At 37.7% G+C, this 18339-nt stretch carries 19 protein-coding genes; 4 read left to right on the forward strand and 15 right to left on the reverse strand.

The window, feature by feature from the left end:
* Window positions 1-5: 5 nt before the first annotated feature.
* The 14 genes from rplW to C4F49_RS08895 all read right to left on the reverse strand — a co-directional run bounded on the left by rplW (window position 6) and on the right by C4F49_RS08895 (window position 12841).
* Window positions 6-296, reverse strand: coding sequence for a 50S ribosomal protein L23 (gene rplW / locus C4F49_RS08830; RefSeq protein ID WP_196935500.1), 291 nt, complete (start codon window positions 294-296; stop codon window positions 6-8).
* Window position 297: 1 nt separating this feature from the next.
* Window positions 298-927 (reverse strand): 50S ribosomal protein L4, encoded by a 630-nt coding sequence (rplD, locus tag C4F49_RS08835; protein WP_196935501.1) that lies wholly within the window; start codon window positions 925-927, stop codon window positions 298-300.
* 4 nt (window positions 928-931) lie between these two features.
* Complete coding sequence (gene rplC / locus C4F49_RS08840; RefSeq protein WP_196935502.1) at window positions 932-1549, reverse strand: 50S ribosomal protein L3; 618 nt, start codon at window positions 1547-1549, stop codon at window positions 932-934.
* A 298-nt stretch (window positions 1550-1847) separates the two neighbouring features.
* Window positions 1848-2696: a glycoside hydrolase family 16 protein gene (locus C4F49_RS08845; protein WP_196935503.1), complete on the reverse strand. Its 849-nt coding sequence runs from the start codon at window positions 2694-2696 to the stop codon at window positions 1848-1850.
* Window positions 2697-2728: 32 nt separating this feature from the next.
* Complete coding sequence (locus tag C4F49_RS08850; protein WP_196935504.1) at window positions 2729-3985, reverse strand: glycoside hydrolase family 88 protein; 1257 nt, start codon at window positions 3983-3985, stop codon at window positions 2729-2731.
* Between the two features lie 95 nt (window positions 3986-4080).
* Window positions 4081-4440 carry a CoA-binding protein gene (locus C4F49_RS08855; RefSeq protein WP_196935505.1) on the reverse strand — a complete coding sequence of 120 codons (360 nt, stop codon included), beginning with the start codon at window positions 4438-4440 and terminating at the stop codon, window positions 4081-4083.
* A gap of 19 nt (window positions 4441-4459) precedes the next feature.
* On the reverse strand, window positions 4460-5644 hold the full coding sequence (locus C4F49_RS08860) for a serine hydrolase domain-containing protein (protein ID WP_196935506.1): 1185 nt from the start codon (window positions 5642-5644) through the stop codon (window positions 4460-4462).
* Window positions 5645-5756: 112 nt separating this feature from the next.
* Entirely contained in the window at window positions 5757-6116 is a 360-nt protein-coding gene (locus tag C4F49_RS08865; protein ID WP_196935507.1) for a hypothetical protein, read from the reverse strand.
* Window positions 6117-6183: 67 nt separating this feature from the next.
* Window positions 6184-7863, reverse strand: coding sequence for a pyruvate dehydrogenase complex dihydrolipoamide acetyltransferase (locus C4F49_RS08870; RefSeq protein WP_196935508.1), 1680 nt, complete (start codon window positions 7861-7863; stop codon window positions 6184-6186).
* A gap of 39 nt (window positions 7864-7902) precedes the next feature.
* On the reverse strand, window positions 7903-8898 hold the full coding sequence (gene pdhA / locus C4F49_RS08875; protein ID WP_196935509.1) for a pyruvate dehydrogenase (acetyl-transferring) E1 component subunit alpha: 996 nt from the start codon (window positions 8896-8898) through the stop codon (window positions 7903-7905).
* 164 nt (window positions 8899-9062) lie between these two features.
* Window positions 9063-10457 carry a histidine--tRNA ligase gene (gene hisS, locus C4F49_RS08880; RefSeq protein WP_196935510.1) on the reverse strand — a complete coding sequence of 465 codons (1395 nt, stop codon included), beginning with the start codon at window positions 10455-10457 and terminating at the stop codon, window positions 9063-9065.
* Window positions 10458-10516: 59 nt separating this feature from the next.
* Entirely contained in the window at window positions 10517-11254 is a 738-nt protein-coding gene (gene rnc / locus C4F49_RS08885) for a ribonuclease III (protein ID WP_196935511.1), read from the reverse strand.
* A gap of 69 nt (window positions 11255-11323) precedes the next feature.
* Window positions 11324-12577, reverse strand: coding sequence for a beta-ketoacyl-ACP synthase II (gene fabF, locus C4F49_RS08890; protein WP_196935512.1), 1254 nt, complete (start codon window positions 12575-12577; stop codon window positions 11324-11326).
* A gap of 27 nt (window positions 12578-12604) precedes the next feature.
* Window positions 12605-12841: an acyl carrier protein gene (locus C4F49_RS08895; RefSeq protein ID WP_079643602.1), complete on the reverse strand. Its 237-nt coding sequence runs from the start codon at window positions 12839-12841 to the stop codon at window positions 12605-12607.
* A gap of 267 nt (window positions 12842-13108) precedes the next feature.
* On the opposite strand from C4F49_RS08895, the gene C4F49_RS08900 reads away from it, so the two are divergent.
* Both C4F49_RS08900 and pyk read left to right on the forward strand, forming a co-directional pair.
* Window positions 13109-13609, forward strand: a complete 501-nt coding sequence (locus tag C4F49_RS08900; RefSeq protein ID WP_196935513.1) for an IPExxxVDY family protein — start codon at window positions 13109-13111, stop codon at window positions 13607-13609.
* A gap of 115 nt (window positions 13610-13724) precedes the next feature.
* Entirely contained in the window at window positions 13725-15155 is a 1431-nt protein-coding gene (gene pyk / locus C4F49_RS08905; RefSeq protein WP_196935514.1) for a pyruvate kinase, read from the forward strand.
* A gap of 69 nt (window positions 15156-15224) precedes the next feature.
* On the opposite strand, the gene C4F49_RS08910 is transcribed toward pyk, so the two are convergent.
* Window positions 15225-15611 (reverse strand): hypothetical protein, encoded by a 387-nt coding sequence (locus tag C4F49_RS08910; protein WP_196935515.1) that lies wholly within the window; start codon window positions 15609-15611, stop codon window positions 15225-15227.
* 113 nt (window positions 15612-15724) lie between these two features.
* Between C4F49_RS08910 and C4F49_RS08915 the strand changes: the two genes are divergently transcribed.
* Both C4F49_RS08915 and C4F49_RS08920 read left to right on the forward strand, forming a co-directional pair.
* Window positions 15725-17581, forward strand: a complete 1857-nt coding sequence (locus C4F49_RS08915; RefSeq protein ID WP_196935516.1) for a sensor histidine kinase — start codon at window positions 15725-15727, stop codon at window positions 17579-17581.
* A gap of 16 nt (window positions 17582-17597) precedes the next feature.
* The gene (locus C4F49_RS08920) at window positions 17598-18284 is read left to right on the forward strand and encodes a response regulator transcription factor (protein WP_196935517.1); all 687 of its coding nucleotides are present in this window, start codon (window positions 17598-17600) and stop codon (window positions 18282-18284) included.
* Window positions 18285-18339 lie beyond the last annotated feature (55 nt).

The following is an 18339-nucleotide window of genomic DNA, read 5'->3' on the forward strand; positions in this document are numbered from 1 at the left end:
TCTTATTATAAAGTACTGTAAAAGTCAATAGTTTCGCCATCTTTCACCGTGATGATGGCTTTTTTATATTTAGGGCTTCTTCCAGAAACATTTCCTGCTTTTGTAAAACGGCTTTTCGCTTTACCCGCAACAACTGCTGTGTTTACTGCAACTACTGTTACTCCAAACATAGCTTCAACAGCTGATTTGATTTGAATCTTGTTAGCTCTATGATCTACTTTGAAAGCATAACGGTTTAATTTTTCCGTCAATAATGAAGCTTTCTCAGTCAAAATAGGTTTTTTAATAATTTCCATATTATTTAGCGAATGCTTCCTCCAAAGATTTAACAGCATCTGTTGTTAATACTAATTTCGTTGCATTTAACAAATCATAAGTATTGATTTGTGAAGCAGCAACAACCTTAGATTTTTTCAGATTTCTGCTTGATAAATAAACATTGTTATCATAAGCTGGTAACACTAACAACGTTTTTTCGTCAGCGATGTTCAATGCTTGAACTAGGTTGACGTAGTTTTTAGTTTTGATTGAATCGAAAGTCAATGAATCTAAAACGACGATGTTGTTTTGTTGTGCTTTGTAGCTTAATGCTGATTTACGCGCTAATTGCTTTAATTTTTTGTTTAATTTAAAGCTGTAGTCACGAGGTTGAGGACCGAATACACGACCACCACCATTGAACAAAGGAGATTTGATAGAACCCGCACGAGCACCACCAGTACCTTTTTGTTTGTGTAATTTACGAGTAGATCCCGCGATTTCATTACGTTGTTTTGATTTGTGAGTTCCTTGGCGTTGGTTCGCTAAGTATTGTTTCACATCCAAATAAATCGCATGGTCGCTAGGTTTTACTCCGAATACGGACTCAGGCAGTTGCACCTTGGCACCTGTTTCTTTACCTGATAAATTGAATACGTTAACTTCCATTTTCTTATTTGTCTACGATTACATAAGAACCCTTAGCTCCTGGAATGGAACCACTAACAACAATAAGGTTTTGATCAGCATAAATTTTCAAAACTTGTAGATTTTGAATTTTTACTCGATCACCACCCATACGACCAGCCATGCGCATTCCTTTGAATACACGTGAAGGCCATGATGAAGCTCCCAATGAACCTGGTGCACGCAGTCTGTTGTGCTGACCGTGAGTCGCACCACCTACACCACCAAATCCGTGACGCTTCATTACCCCTTGGAAACCTTTACCTTTTGATGTTCCTACGACGTCAACGAATTCGCCAACTTCGAAAATAGTTACATCAACTGTGTCACCAAGACTTTTTTGATCTGGAAAAGTTTTAAACTCTACCAATTTACGCTTAGGCGTTGTTCCTGCTTTCGCAAAATGCCCTTTTAGAGGAGCCGTCGTGTTCTTTTCTTTGGCTTCACCGTAGCCTAATTGAACAGCGGAATAGCCATCCTTCTCTTCCGTACGTATCTGCGTTACCACGCACGGCCCAGCCTCAATTACTGTACAAGGAATGTTCTTTCCTTCTTCGTTGAACAGGCTGGTCATTCCTACTTTTTTACCAATGATTCCTGACATGTTATAAATTAATTAATTAAAAGTCCATCGAAGCAGTAGGGCTTCGCTCAAGACATACTATCCCCATAAAGGGATTGCAAAAGTACAAACATTTCTTTAACTATCAAACAATTAGTACATTATTTTTTATTAAAAAAACGAGAACACAAAATTTGCCGGAATAAAATAGATTTAGGTTTTGCTATCGCACGGTTTTTTTACCAACTATTCATCCGATTTTAGCCTCTAATCTCGCAGAGAAATCAAATTCCTTCGAGGTATAATTGGATGCATAGATAAGATAGGCAGATAAATTGGCTTACTTTTGATAAACTCGAACATAGTCCACGAGCATTTTCGAAGGAATATTTTCATCTGGAATAAGCTCACCGCCTTGACCCAACGCGACGTTCAACAGCAAGTAAAATGGTTTTTTAAAAGGATTGTCTCCCTGTTTTTTATTTACTGTTTTTGTTAAGCTTATTTCATTCACCAGATTTCCATCGACAGAAATCACGATTTGATTTTCGTCCCAGACCATTTCCCAGACATGAAAGTCCGCAGCCCATTCTTTTCCTCCTAAAGTCGCTAAGGGAAATTTTGACTCATCCCAATCTGTTCCTTGTTCTCCTTCCCAAGCTGCATTCGCCAGCAAATAATCCCTGTAATACTCCATGATGTCTACCTCTCCGCATGCCGGCCAATTGACTTCAGAACGATTGGTTCCCAACATCCAAAATGCCGGCCAAAGACCTTGCTTAACATCAATTTTTGCGCGCATAGTCACTTTGCCATAAGTAAAATCAAACTTTCCTAATGTGATTAAGCAAGCGGACGTGTATTCAGCAAATTCTCTATTCAGCCTGTAATCTTTATGCTGAGAATCGTAATACGGATTTTTCTTCTTTTCCTTCCTTGTTTCGATAATCAGAAAACCATCTTTGCAAAATGCATTTTCGGGCTGATACCATTGCGGTTCATTGTTGCGAACAAATCCATGTTCATAATCCCACTTTTGCTCATCGGGTTTTCCGTCAACGTTAAATTCATCCTGCCAAATCAACTTATAATTTGAATCATCAGCTTTTTGTTGAGCCGAAAGGTGAGGTGAAATCATCAGCAAGAAAATCAGCAACATTGCAGGTGTCGTGGAGTTTACTAAGTTCATGTCGAAAGGTTGCAAGATGAATAAACTATTGATTAATCTATAATGCTTTTAATTACCTTCTCTCCATCCAATAATCTTTTGTAGCGAACTAAAGCTTCCACATAATAGTAATCTGCATACGTCAGTGGAACATCGATTTCCGTATTGTGGGGAATTGAACCTACGCTATGTTGTAAAATATATCCGCCGTTCTCTTTGCTAGCCGCTTTATATTCGTTTGAGGAAAGTGTCTGAATCATTTTTTCGGCCTTCGCCAAATAGCTCTTACCTTCTTTCCCTTTACTATACTGAGCCAGTTCCAATAATGCCGAAGCAGCAATAGCCGCCGCAGAAGCATCTCTCAAATCTTTCTTCGAATAATACTTATTATCTGAAGCCAATTTGTTTTGGTCAAAATCCCAATATGGAACCAAATCTTCTGGCAAGTTGGGATGGTTCAAATAGAACGATGCGATATTCTTCGCCTGCTCCAAATATTTTTTATCTTTCGTTTCGCGATACATAACCGTATAGCCATAAAGGCCCCAAGCTTGTCCCCTTGCCCAAGCTGATTCGTCAAAAGCACCTTGTGCGGTCTTCTTCGCAATAACAGTCCCGTCTTCGGCGTTGTAGTCTACAACATGGTAAGAGCTAAAGTCTGGGCGGAATGCATTTTTGGTTGTCGTATTCGCGTGCGTTACCGCAATGTGTTTGTATTTAGGATTTCCAGTAATTTTTGAAACCTGAAATAAAAATTCCAAGTTCATCATGTTATCAATAATAACCGGGTAATTCCAAGGCTTTCCATCCCAAGAACGTATCGTTGCTGGAATCGGCTTGAATCGGGAAGCCAATGACTCCGCGCCTGTCGTCAACACTTCTTTGTATGCGGAAGAATCGTCAGTCAATCGCCAAGCATTTCCAAAACTGCAAAAGAGCATAAAGCCTAAATCATGCGTCCCTTTATTGTACTTTTCTTTTTCCAGATACTTCAGCTTTACTTTCGCCATATCCAACAAAGCCTTGTCATTTGAAGCTTCATATAAATACAAAAGTGTTCCTGGATAAAAACCTGAACACCACCAGCTCGATTCCCAGTTGACATGCTTGCCGTCTTTATACGTTGTCGGAATATCTTCAGGCTTTAATTGAGAGTCCAAATATTTTATCTGCAACGTGGCGTCTGCTAGATTTTGATTGATAAATGTTTTAGACAGGGTTAGGTCATTTTTCTTTGTTTGAGCATGCATATTGAATGATGCAGATAAAAAGATAAAAATAAAGCCAAAGATTAGGTTGTACTTTTTCATAAAACTACAGTTGGTCATAACACGAATCTATGAAAATAAAAAAACATTCAATCTGTTATAGAAAGAATGTTTTTCAAATCTCTTAAAATAAAACTTTAATATTGTCCAGTATTCAGCATCACTAGTGTACACGCTTCGACGGTTTCGATTCCTTTTGATTTCGCTAATTTGAGCAATTCTGCATTTTCAGCCCCTGGATTAAAAATCAGGCGTTTTGGATTCGTAGCTATAATATAATCATAATATACAGACTGATTATGCGGGCCGACATATAAAGTAATTGTATCAATATCCGTATGAATAGTTTCTGCTGGTTCAATTGTTACACCTGCAACGTCGCCTTTTTTGCGCCCAACGTTGACGATAGCATGCCCCTTACGAACCAATTTGTTAGCTACTAAATACGAATAACGTGCTGGATTTGTACTTGCTCCTAATATTAATGTCTTTTTCATATTGCTGTTTTATAATTAATTAATTCACCAAATCACCATTGGAATCATATGCATTTTGTCTCAAAATAGGCATTTCTAAGATTTTATACAAATCATCTAGATTACTTAGACTTGCATTTGCCATATTTGTCAATAAAACAATGGTAATATCATCGGTTAAATCGCGAATATACAAAGTTTTAAAACCATGCCACCAACCTGTATGGTACACAATCTGATGGTCTTTTGGATAAAAAGTTCGCCATCCGTAACCATAGCTAAAGTTACCTCTTTTTGGATCATTTCTCGGCACATATGCAGAATCTAATAATTCTTTTTTCACGACACGCCCTTCTTTCAAGGCGATGTCCAATAAATATAAATCCTGAACCGTGCTATAAATCCCTTTATCCCCAACCGGGCCATCTAAAAAGTTCTGAACGACCGACCTTCTCCAAATCTTATCATGGCCAATCACATCCGTTGGAATTTTCTCATACACCGCTTTAGATAAGACCGCCGTATTTTTCATTCCGGCAGGTTTGAAAATATTGTCCATCATGTAGACCGCAAAATCCTGACCTGTTACTTTTTCGATGATCGAACCAAGCACCATGAAATTGGAATTGTTGTAGTGAAAGCGTCCATTCGGAGAACCGTAGCGATTTGGTTTATGTTCTATCAACAAATTCATCGCATCCTGATTGGTCATCCCGACCTTCTTATCTTTCCATATCCCATCAGAAAAATACACGTAGTTAGGCAGGCCCGAACGATGCGTGAGCAACTGTTCTATCGTGATTCCGGGGTACGGAAAATCAGGGTAAAAGTCATTGACAGTTTGCGATAGTTTTAATTTGTCCTCTTGAACTAATTTTAGGATGCCAAGCGCTGTAAGTGGTTTTGAAACGGATGCTAATTCAAACTTAGAGTTAATGTTTAGGCTGTCTTTCAATAAATAATCAGCCCAACCAAACGAGTTTTGGTAAAGTATCTTCCCTTTTTTCGCAACTAGAACATTCCCGTTAAAACCCGAACGAGCATGCAATCGCTTCATAAATTCATCAATTCTTGGATCTGCTTCTGCTGGATTATAAAGCAATGAAACGCTATCCTTTTCAGACTGCTTTTCCTCTATTTTTAATTGTTTGGCTTCGGGTGATGAACAGGAAATAAATCCTGCAATGATTAGGGCTAAACTTACTTTTGATAAAATCTCGTACACAAATTCGCTTTAAAAAATGTTTGTTCTCTATTAACTATTTCTTTTGACAAAATAGTATAATTATTAAAGAATAGCAATAAAAAAGCCAATCATTTCGTGATTGGCTATGTAACTATTCTGCTATTCCGCCGTTGTAATCGTCATATACCGAGACGAGCTCAATCCGGTTATCGCTTCGGAGCATATCCGCCTCCGAGACCGTTAGAATTGCAGTGAAAGCCGATCCTTCTCCCTGAAAATAAAACGCATCAGTTAAACTCGACGAGCTTATTCCATAGCCATTTAATACGTCAACTGATACGTCCACAATTTTTCTTTTTCCAGCTTCAACAGAAAGCTCCTTATCTACATTTTTGTCTAAAAAATCTTGTGAATAAACAGCGATGAATTCTTTATCCAGCTCATCTTTCTGGCAAGAAATCGTAAATAAAGCAAGACATAGTATTGCGCAGCAGATAAAATATTTTTTCATAAAATTAAAGGTTAAAAAAAATCACCTTAGCGACGCTAAAGTGATTTTTGTATAAGTGAATGTAGTGTTATGCCAATAAACGAATTGGCGCTTCTAATAATCCTTTTAACGTTTGTAAAAACGCCGCACCTGTTGCTCCATCAACCACACGGTGGTCACAACCTAATGTTAATTTCATTACGTTTCCTGGTACAACTGCTCCATTTTTAACAACTGGAACTTGTTGGATAGCACCTACTGATAAAATTGCTCCATCAGGCGAATTGATGATAGATGTAAATTCGTCAATTCCAAACATACCTAAGTTCGAAACTGTGAATGTAGAACCTTCCCAATCTGCTGGTTGCAATTTCTTACCTTTTGCTTTTTGAGCAAAATCTTTCACTTCCGCCGAAATATGAGACAATGATTTTCCATCTGCAAAACGAACAACTGGGACTAACAACCCATCTTCTACAGCGATAGCAACACCGATGTTGGTATGCTCATTGAAACGTATAACATCCCCTTGCCAAGAAGAATTCACGGCAGGGTGTTGTTTCAATGCAATCGCACAAGCTTTAATCACGATATCGTTAAATGAAACCTTCACTGGAGCCACATCGTTGATTTGCGCGCGAGCAGCCATAGCATTATCCATGTCGATGCTGATTGTCAAATAGAAGTGCGGTGCAGTAAATAAAGATTCACCTAAGCGGCGAGCGATTGTTTTGCGCATTTGCGAAACTTTCTGCTCAGTATATTTTTCTTCGCCAATGTATTGAGGAAGGCTGATTGATTTTGTTTCTGTTTTTGGAGCACTTGCATCAGCTTGAGCTACAGGTTTAGCCGAAGGCACGAAGCTTTCGACATCCTTTTTCACAATTCTTCCGCCATCAGCAGAACCTTTCACGTCGGAAAGTTTAATGCCTTTATCTTTCGCAATTTTTCTTGCTAAAGGCGATGCTTTAACACGTGAATCATCATCAGAAGAAGATGTTTCAGCGGCAGCTTCAGGAGCTTGTTTAGCCTCTGAGCTAGATGAAGCTTCTTTGTTATCAGCTGCTTTTTCTGCAGGTTTCGCAGGAGCAGATTTTTGGTTCAACAAAGGAGTAACGTCTGTTCCTTCAGGACCAACGATTGCGATAATATCATTTACTTTGGCCGCTTCGCCAGCTTCAAGACCTACATAAAGCAATGTTCCTTCTGCATAAGCAGTAACTTCCATTGTTGCCTTATCTGTTTCTACATCAGCGATTGCGTCATCCGATTTGATTGCGTCCCCAACTTTGAAATTCCACTGAGCAATCACACCTTCAGTCATCGTATCACTCAACAAAGGCATCGTGATTACCGTTACGCCTAAGTCTTCAGCAGTTACTGAAGAAGAAGCATCAGCTGCTGGTTCTTCTGAAGAATTTCCAGAATCCTTTTTTTTAGAATCTTTCTCTTCTTTTTTATCGTTCGATTTCTGGTCATCAGCTTTGGAATCACCTGCTCCTTCAGCTAATAACGCTTGATAATCTTCACCTTCTTCACCCAAAACTGCGATTACTGCATCAATTGCTACAGCTTCGCCTTCTTTTGGGCCAATATATAATAAAGTTCCTTCTTGGTAAGATTCAAAATCCATGGTTGCTTTATCTGTTTCGATTTCTGCAACTAGGTCACCCGAATTTACTTTGTCACCTACTTTTTTGTGCCATTTTGCAATAACACCTTCTGTCATGGTGTCACTCATTTTGGGCATTTTTACTACTTCAGCCATTGTGTAAAATTTATCTTATTTAGTTAAAGTAATTAAACATTAGTCTTTGACAAACGGATAATCCGCTTGAACATAAACATCTTTGTAAATTTCGTCTGCATCAGGATATGGAGATTCTTCCGCAAATTTAACTGCATTATCTACAGTTTTCTTCACTTCTGCATCTACTTCTGCAAACCAAGCGTCATCCGCATATTTATTTTCTACAATCGCATGTTTTGTAGCCAATAATGGGTCACGACCTTTAAACTCTTCTAATTCTTCTTTCGTACGGTATTTAGCCGGGTCAGACATCGAGTGTCCTTTGTAACGGTAAGTACGGATTTCTAAAAACGTTGGACCTTCACCTGCACGAGCACGTTGAACAGCTTCGTCCATTGCGTTATGCACAGCAACAACATCCATTCCATCTACAGGAGCAGAAGGCATATCGAAACCTAATCCCATTTTGTAAATATCCTGCATGTTAGTCGTACGTTTTACAGAAGTTCCCATCGCGTAACCATTGTTCTCACAAACAAAAATTACTGGAAGTTTCCATAACATCGCCATATTTAGGGTTTCGTTAAAAGCTCCTTGACGAACAGCACCATCACCCATGTAACAGATGTTCACATTGTTTGTGCCTAAATATTTTTCAGCAAAAGCAATACCAGCACCTAAAGGAATTTGACCTCCAACGATACCGTGTCCACCCATCATCTTGTGTTCTTTAGAGAAAAAGTGCATTGAACCACCTTTACCTTTTGAACATCCAGTGATTTTTCCAAACATCTCAGCCATACATGCGTCCGCAGAAACACCTTTTGCTAAGGCATGCGCGTGGTCACGATAAGCTGTAATCAATGAATCTTCAGGTTTGATGACCGACATTGTTCCAGCAACTACTGCTTCTTGACCAATGTATAAGTGACAAAAACCACGAATTTTTTGTTGGCCATAAAGCTGACCTGTTTTTTCTTCAAACTTACGCATGAGTAGCATTGATTTATACCACTCTAAATATGTTTCTTTTGTTATAGGTGTTGAACTCATTTCTAAGTGTTGATTTTCTGTCTAAAATGACTACAAATCTACTAATTAATAACGACAATTTTCAGAAAACGAAGCGAGTATTTAACTCGATTGTGTAACAAAAACGAAAATTTTCTGATTCTTTAATGTTAAAATTTACAGATTTATTTAAAATATATTTTGTGCTAGGAATTATTTTTTACCAAAAAGCTAAGCAATTCAGACTTTGTCAGTTTATGCTGTTCTCCAGATTTCATGTCTTTCAATGAAAGCAATCCTGTATTCATCTCTTCCTCGCCCACTAGCAATACATAAGGGATTTTTTTATTGTCTGCATAAGTCATTTGCTTCTTTAGCTTGACTGAAGATGGATACAGTTCGCTGGCGATTCCCTGCTCCCGCAATTCCTGAACGATCGGCAAACTATAAAGCTCAGACTGCTCATCAAAATTGCAAATCAACACTAGTGTCGATGAAGATGTAGATTCCGGGAAAAGATTTAATTCTTCCAGCACATCATAAATCCGATCCGCCCCAAATGAAACGCCGACTCCAGTTAAATCTTTAAGGCCAAACATTCCCGTCAGGTCATCATAACGGCCTCCACCGCCAATGCTGCCCATAGCTACTTCATTTGTTTTTACTTCGAAAATACATCCCGTATAGTAATTCAATCCGCGAGCTAAGGTAATATCCAATTCAACGATTGACGTAAATAGATCTTCATTGGGAACCAAATGACGAATGATATCAAAAACTTTTTCAATCTCAGCAATTCCAGCTAATCCAGTTTGCGAGGAAGCCAACGTTTGCTTCAGGCTTTCCAATTTTTGTGCTGAAGTTCCTTCGAGCAGAATAATCGGTTGTAGGATGGCTAAATCTTGTTCGGTAAACCCACGTTCCAACAATTCTTTGTTCACTCCTTCCAAACCGATTTTATCCAGCTTATCGATAGCGACCGTCATATCCACGATCAGCTCCGGTTTTCCAATCAGCTCGGCAATACCTGTTAAGATTTTGCGATTATTTAATTTGATGGTAAAATCCTTTAACCCTAAAGCTTGTAACGACTCTTTGTAAATCAGGATAAATTCTGCTTCGTTCAACATTGACGCTGAGCCTACGACATCCACATCGCATTGATAAAACTCTCTATACCGTCCGCGTTGCGGTCTATCCGCGCGCCAAACAGGCTGAATCTGAAAACGCTTGAACGGCAAAGTAATGTCGTTCTGATGCATGACCACGTAACGTGCAAAAGGCACTGTTAGGTCATAACGCAATGCTTTTTCAGAAATATAAGGAATTAACTTTGTTGAATCTTTGCTCGCAAGCAAATCTGGGGACGCTTTAGACAGGTAATCTCCAGAATTTAAAATCTTGAAAATTAATTTATCACCTTCGTCACCATATTTCCCGGTCAATGTAGATAAATTTTCAAACGAGGGCGTTTGAATTTCATTGTACCCGTATTTTTTAAAAACTTTCTTTAACGTATTGAAAATAAAATTTCTCTTCTCCATTTCATCAGAAGAAAAATCACGGGTTCCTTTTGCTAAAGAGGGCTTTACTTGCGCCATGTTATACTAGTCAATTAAGAATTTTTGAACGAATAAAAATACAAAAGCTTGGATGAAAATCAGATTTCCAACACTTTTAAATATTCACAGGCTTTTTCAGCAGCCAATTTTTCTGCACTTTTTTTATTGAAATCACGACCAATCCCACATTCTTCACCGTCGACATACACTTTGATGCTGAACATTTTGGCAGATTCGCCATCTGGATTTTCAGTCTGCATAAATGAAACTTCTTTTCCAGCATGCTGACACCATTCGATCAATCGGCTTTTGAAGTTTGTTTCTGTCATTTCCAACGTATGAATATCTACATGAGGCTTGATAATTCTCGTCTGTAAAAATTCCTTGGTGAACTCGTAGCCTTTGTCTAAATAAACCGCTCCAATCAAAGCTTCAAAAGCATCTCCCAATAACGACCCCTGTTTGTTTTGGTAACCAATCATTCGGGCATCGTATTCGATCAAATCATTGAAACCCAATTTGCGGGACAACTGATTTAAATTAGCACGGGAAACAATTTTGGAACGCATTTCGGTTAAGAAGCCTTCGTCTTTGTAAGGATACAATTTGAATAACAACTCGGCAACAACAGAACCTAAGACCGCATCGCCTAAAAACTCAAGGCGTTCGTTGCTATTTTTGACACCGCTTTTGATTTGAGTGGCAACTGATTTATGCCTGAATGCCATTTTGTAAATCTTGACATTACTTGGAATAAAGCCTAGTAGGTTGTTGAGCTTACGAATGTAAACTCTATCGGGTGATAAATATAGACTATAAAACCGTGTAATTGGCATTAACCTAAAAATAACGAATAGGTAACTGCAGAACAATTACCTATTATTTCATTAAGTAAAAACAAAATGTTAATTACTATATTTTTTTACAATGATGGATGCATTATGACCTCCGAAACCAAACGTGTTACTTAAAGCGACATCCACTGTGCGTTTTTGAGGCGTATTAAAAGTAAAGTTTAGATTATTATCCAACTCCGGATCATCCGTAAAGTGATTAATCGTTGGAGGAACAATGTCATTTTGCACAGATAAAATTGAAGCGATTGCTTCGACAGCTCCCGCAGCTCCCAATAAATGACCTGTCATTGATTTTGTCGAACTGATGTTCAAATCGTACGCATGATCTCCAAAAAGTTCTTTGATGGCTTTTGTCTCACTGATATCTCCTACAGGAGTAGAAGTTCCGTGAACATTGATATAATCAATATCCCCAAATTGCAATTTAGCATCTGCGATTGCCTTGCTCATCGCAAGTTTCGCTCCCAAACCTTCTGGATGAGAAGCAGTAATATGATATGCATCCGCACTCATACCCCCACCACCGATTTCGGCATATATTTTTGCTCCACGAGCTAAAGCATGTTCTAAGCTTTCCACGATAATCGTTCCCGATCCCTCGCCAGCTACGAATCCATCACGATCTTTGTCGAATGGACGAGAGGCTGTTTTAGGGTCATCATTTCTCGTAGATAAAGCATGCATGGCATTAAAGCCACCGATACCTGCTTCATTAATGATCGCTTCAGAACCACCTGCAATGATAATATCAGCAATGCCCAATCGGATGTAATTAAATGCATCGATTATAGCATTTGTTGCAGAAGCACATGCAGAAACTGCGGAAAAATTTGGACCGTGCAGACCATATTTCATTGAAATATGACCCGGCGCGATGTCGACGATCATTTTCGGAATAAAAAACGGATTGAAGCGAGGAGTTCCATCGCCATTAGCGAATGCTGCAACTTCCTCATAAAATGTTTTTAAACCGCCGATACCCGACCCCCAAATTACACCTATGCGATTTCTATCTAATTTCTCGAAATTCAGATTAGCATCTTTAACTGCTTCATCTGTTGATGCGAGCGCGTACTGAACAAAAGGATCCACTTTTCTAGCTTCTTTTCGATCCATGAAATCATGAGGATCAAAACCTTTTACTTCACACGCAAACTGAGTTTTGAACTTTGATGCGTCAAATCTAGTAATAGGAGCAGCACCGCTTACACCATTCAATAAACCTTCCCAGTAAGCTGGGACCGTGTTACCTAATGGTGTAAGAGCGCCTAATCCTGTTACAACTACTCTTTTAAGCTCCATTTATAAATTTTGGCCTAATAAAATAAGTTAGTTAACGTTTTTTTCTAAATAAGCGATTGCTTGACCTACAGTACTGATGTTTTCAGCTTGGTCATCAGGAATTGCAACATTGAATTCTTTTTCGAATTCCATGATCAACTCAACTGTATCAAGTGAGTCTGCACCTAAATCATTCGTGAAAGATGCTTCAGGCGTTACTTCATTTTCATCAACACCTAATTTTTCTACGATAATTGCTTTTACTCTTGATGCGATATCTGACATGATTTTATAGTTTAATAGTTTAATAAATCTGTGCAAAGAAAAATAAATTTAACCAAAAAACCAATCTTTTTGATTTTTAGGTTGAATTAATAACACATTATTTTTAAAATTGTTCTTTTAAAAAGCCGTATGTCCTTAATCTTCATCCAATAATAGCAAAACAAAAACGCATTTACAAATTATTATTTCTTTAATAACAATTTAATATTGAGATTAGTGAATTCTATCATTTATTTGTAAATTCGTACTCAATCAATAAACGCAGACTTGAATAAAGTTACTTTCAAATTAGAGACAGACTTCGACCTAGAACTGGATTTTACCCTCATTGGCATCAGCACTATTTTACGCGATTATAGGTTGTGTCATTTCATAAATAAGCATACCGGATTAAAGTTTATTTATGGAAAAGAGGACCATGTTGACCATAAAGGACAACAAAAAACTAAACTTAGAGAAGAGCTTGATTTCCATATTATTTTTGAAAGAAAGAAAAATAAACCAACCGTAAAACATCATTTTACCATGTATAGGTTTTGCAGTCAGACTTTTGAATACGAGTTTTATTTATTGAACAACCGAAGCCTAGAAGGAGGAGTATTAATTCCCGAAGCTGCAAACTTTGATTACTTTTTGATGATCAAACATTATATGGATGAAGAAGACATCCAAAAATTAGTGGATGACATCCGAAAAGTGAATGATATTTTATTGATTAAGGAAATCGATCCAATCATTTTGAAGTCGAAAGAAAATCTAATATTTTAAGTTATAATTAACTTAGTGTATATTTGACACATGAAGTTATTATGACTCTGTGTTAACAAACTAAAATTTGTTACAAAATAATCAGGTTATAAGAACATAAATTAAATATAATTACATGAAGAAAATTCAAAAGCGGACAAAAATTGTTGCAACATTAGGTCCTGCTTCCTCCAACAAAGATGTATTAACGCGCATGATTGCGAAAGGTGTTGATGTTTGTCGTTTAAACTTTTCCCATGGAAGCCAAGAGGATCATCTTAAAGTTATTGAGACTATAAAAGAAATTAATGCCGAAAACCCTTTCAACGTTGGTATTCTTGCCGATTTACAAGGTCCTAAAATCCGGATTGGTAAAATGATCGAAGGTGGCGCTATTTTAATCAATGGCACTACAGTCAACATCACGACAAAAGAGTTGATCGGGGACGATAAAAATATTTACATCACTTACCCTAATTTTCCAAACGATGTCAAAGAAGATGAGATTATCCTTTTAGATGACGGAAAATTACAATTGCGCGTAATCAATACCAATCATTTGGACACTGTAACATGTGAAGTTGTTCACGGTGGTATTTTGACTTCTCGTAAAGGTGTTAACCTTCCAAACACAAAAGTTTCTATCCCTTCATTAACAGAAGAAGATTTAGACAATTTGCATTTTGCTTTGGATCATGGAGCTGATTGGATCGCGATGTCTTTCGTTCGTTCAGCAGAAGACATTGTTCAATGTAAACAAATTTTAGCCGAAAGAGGTTCTGATGCCAAAATCATTGCTAAAATTGAAAAACCTGAAGCGATTGAAAACATCGATGCGATTATCGAAGCTACGGATGCAATTATGGTTGCTCGTGGTGATTTAGGTGTTGAGATGCCAATGGAAGAAGTTCCGGGATTACAGAAAATCATTGTTCAAAAATGCCGTAACCTTTCTAAGCCAGTAATTATTGCTACGCAAATGCTTGAAAGCATGATCACAACTCCTCGCCCGACTCGCGCAGAGGTTAATGATGTTGCGAATTCGGTAATTGATGGTGCTGATGCAGTGATGTTGAGCGGTGAAACTTCAGTAGGGAGTTTTCCTGAAATCGTTATTGAGACAATGGCGAAAGTAATTACTAAAGTTGAATCATCTTCTTATCCTTATTATAGCGACAAACAAGATGTGTACACAGACTTAACTCGTATTCCGGATGCAATCTGTGGTTCGTCGATTTACTTGGCTGAGAAAACAAAAGCTGCAGCAATTGCTGTCATGACTTCTTCAGGTTACACAGCTTTTGAAACATCAAGTTATAGACCAGATGCTGACATCTATGTTTTCACTGGAAACAAACGTTTATTGACTTCATTGAGTTTAGTATGGGGTGTAACAACATTTGTTTACGAAAAATTTGAGAGTACAGATGGAACAATCCAAGATGTAAATGATTTATTGAAAGAACATGCGTCATTAGCGCCTGGACAAATCGTTATCAACACATCTTCTACTCCATTGCATGAAAAAGGTAGAACAAATACAATTCGCGTTTCTGAAGTAAAATAATTTCAGCAATTGCACAAAATAAAAAACGCTGTCCTTGGAAACAAAGACAGCGTTTTTGCTTAGTATAGCCTACTTGTCTTTCAAAGAATCTTGAAGATTTTTGGGTTCAATAAATTGAATACGTTCTTGATTTTCTAGCTTATTTAACGCCTCTGTCCCTGGCATAGGAGCCAAGTTTGCACCTGATAATTTTTTAATCGGCATAGTATAATGGTAAGAATTGAGTTCGCTCAAGCGTTGAAATGCATTCGGAATTTCTACAGATGTGTCATCAATCCTATTCAAAGTATCAAACTTTAACACCGGTGGCTGAACCTTTCTTGATGAAATGCTATCGGAACTGCTCGCGTACAATTTTGATGTAGCTAATAAAACTGAAACATTTAGTTGCTGGGCAGAGGAAGCCGAAGAAAGACCTAAGATAAATAAGGCTAAACTAAAAAGAAGCTTGATCATAGATTCTGATATTTATACCCAAATATAATAATTTGATGAAATTTAAGAAAATTTCGCTGTTAAATTCTGTTAAACTAAACAGTTAAGCTAATTACAATAGTATTTTTGTAAAAATGAAAAAACGAAGTATTACCCTTATCATCTGGTTAATGTCCATCGCGCTTATTGGTGTAATGGCGATGCAGTACTACTTCATCCGTGAATCTTACAAGCAAAAATCACAGCTTTTTGACGAAGCGGTCGGTGCATCCTTGGCAAAAGTAGCAGGGAAAATCGAAACCCAAGAAGTCGTTGATTTCGTGCGCATTCAGCAGAAATCGAATCAAGAACAATCTAGAAAAGATTTAGAAAAGCAAGCTGCTTTGGCTAAACAAGTCGCTCTGCAACAGCGAATTCAGAAATTAAGAAACGAGCAGTATGATTTCGAAGAAAATTACAGAGCCGCAGAGCAACAGTTAAGAACAGGATATCCTGACGCTGTGGAAATTGAAAATTCATTTTACGAAACATACATTCGCAGACATCAATTTATTCACTTGGTTAGGGTTTATTGGAACCAGGAAATCGACCCAAACTTACAAAGAGTGGGAACTTATGTACAAGTTGATGCTACGCAACCCGTAAAAATGGTTAGCTCCAAAGATGACAGCACACGATTTATTATTGGAAGTTTTTACATTGGAGAAAAATATGCTTACGAATTTAGAACAGCAACCTTACCTCCAAAATCAAGATCTGATATCGCCTTTTCAATTTACGAATTAGAAAAACAGCTTTCGCTTTTGCAAAGCCAAAACTTGGCCAAAGCAACAAACTTAATGGATACCATTGTTGCGATCGGAGGTAAAACATCTGGCTTAGTTGAAGACGTTGCTATCGGCATGGAACTTTCGAAAAAACCATTAGGCGATCGATTGAAGAATCAAAGAGCTTATCTAGTTCCCTTAATCGCTAGCGAACTAGCTTCACGAGATATCTATTCTCCTTTTATTGTCGAGATTATCGACAATACATCACGTAGTGTGATTTTAGATATGCAGTCCGTTCCTAATCTTAAAAAAGATGATAAACTGACAAAGTATTCTACCTCATTATTCCAAAGCGATGTTGGCCGCCCGCCTGGACAATTAGCTATTTTATTTCCCAACAAATCCGAAATTATCCGCGACACGATGGGCTACATGCTTTTCCCAATGGCCGCTTTGCTGATCTTATTGATTGGAGCATTTACTTACACGCTAAAGATTATTTTCCGCCAGAAAAAAGTTTCTGAGATGAAAACAGATTTCATCAATAACATGACGCATGAATTTAAAACACCGGTAGCGACGATCATGATCGCGAGCGAGTCGCTTAAAGATCCAGAAATATCCGCGGATGAAAACAGGGTGAATCGTCTGGCGAATATTATTTATGACGAAAATGTTCGTTTAGGAAGCCATATCGAACGGGTTTTGAATATTGCAAAATTAGAAAAGGAAACCATTAAGATTGAGCGCGTAAACGTTCATATCAACGATACGGTTTCGGATGTTTTGGAAAGCATGCATCTGCAGCTCGAAAAAGCCAACGGTCAATTGATCATTGACCTGTCAGCAAAAGAGGACTTGGTCACTGGCGATGAATTGCATCTATCAAATGTATTCTTTAATTTAGTTGATAATGCCATAAAATATAGTAAAGAAAATCCAATCATTACGGTAAAGACAACCAATCTAAAAGGAAAAATCATTGTAAGTGTGTCCGACAATGGGATGGGGATGACAAAAGATCAGCAAGAGAAGATTTTTGACCAATTCTACCGCATTCCAACAGGAAATATCCATAATGTAAAGGGGTTTGGTTTGGGGCTAAGTTATGTTAGCGATATAATTAAACGATTGAACGGAAAAATTCAGGTGAAAAGCGAAAAGGATAAAGGAACGCAATTTGATGTTACCTTCCCTTTGAAGGGCAACAAGCTTGATTAATTTAAATATAAACAACATGCAGAAAATATTATTAGCTGAAGATGATCCTAACTTGGGAGAACTTCTAAGAGATTATTTAGAACTAAAAGGAAAATTCGAAGTTACGCTTGCCCAAAATGGTGATGAAGCTTTGGAACAATTCAGAAAAGGTCAGTATGATTTATGTATTTTGGATGTGATGATGCCGAAAAAAGATGGATTTACCTTAGGTAGAGACATCCGTAAAACGGACAAGACAGTGCCCATTATTTTTGCAACTGCAAAAGGAATGATGGAAGATAAAACGCAAGCGTTTGAACTAGGTGGCGACGATTACATTACAAAACCTTTCCGCGTAGAGGAATTGTTATTGCGTATCCACGCTTTATTAAAACGCTCTTCAAAAGACAAAGAGGAAGAACTGGCTGATAAATTCGAAATCGGCGATTACTTTTTTGACTATACCTCCCAAGTTATTTCGTATAAAGGACAACAGCAGAAATTATCTACGAAAGAAGCCGAATTATTGCGTTTGTTATGTTTGAAGAAAAATGATGTATTGACTCGCGAAGAAGCTTTGGTAAAAATCTGGCATGATGACAATTACTTCACAGGACGAAGCATGGATGTTTTCTTGAGCAAATTAAGAAAATATTTGCGTGAGGATTCTTCAGTAGAAATAGTCAATGTTCATGGAAAAGGCTATAAGCTGTTGGTAAGCTAGTTTTTTTGAGCAAAGAATAAAGAGTAAGGAATAAGGATTGGTTTCGATAATTAGT

Origin of the sequence: Sphingobacterium hungaricum, from assembly GCF_015210005.1 — a bacterium.
Lineage (GTDB): Bacteria > Bacteroidota > Bacteroidia > Sphingobacteriales > Sphingobacteriaceae > Sphingobacterium > Sphingobacterium hungaricum.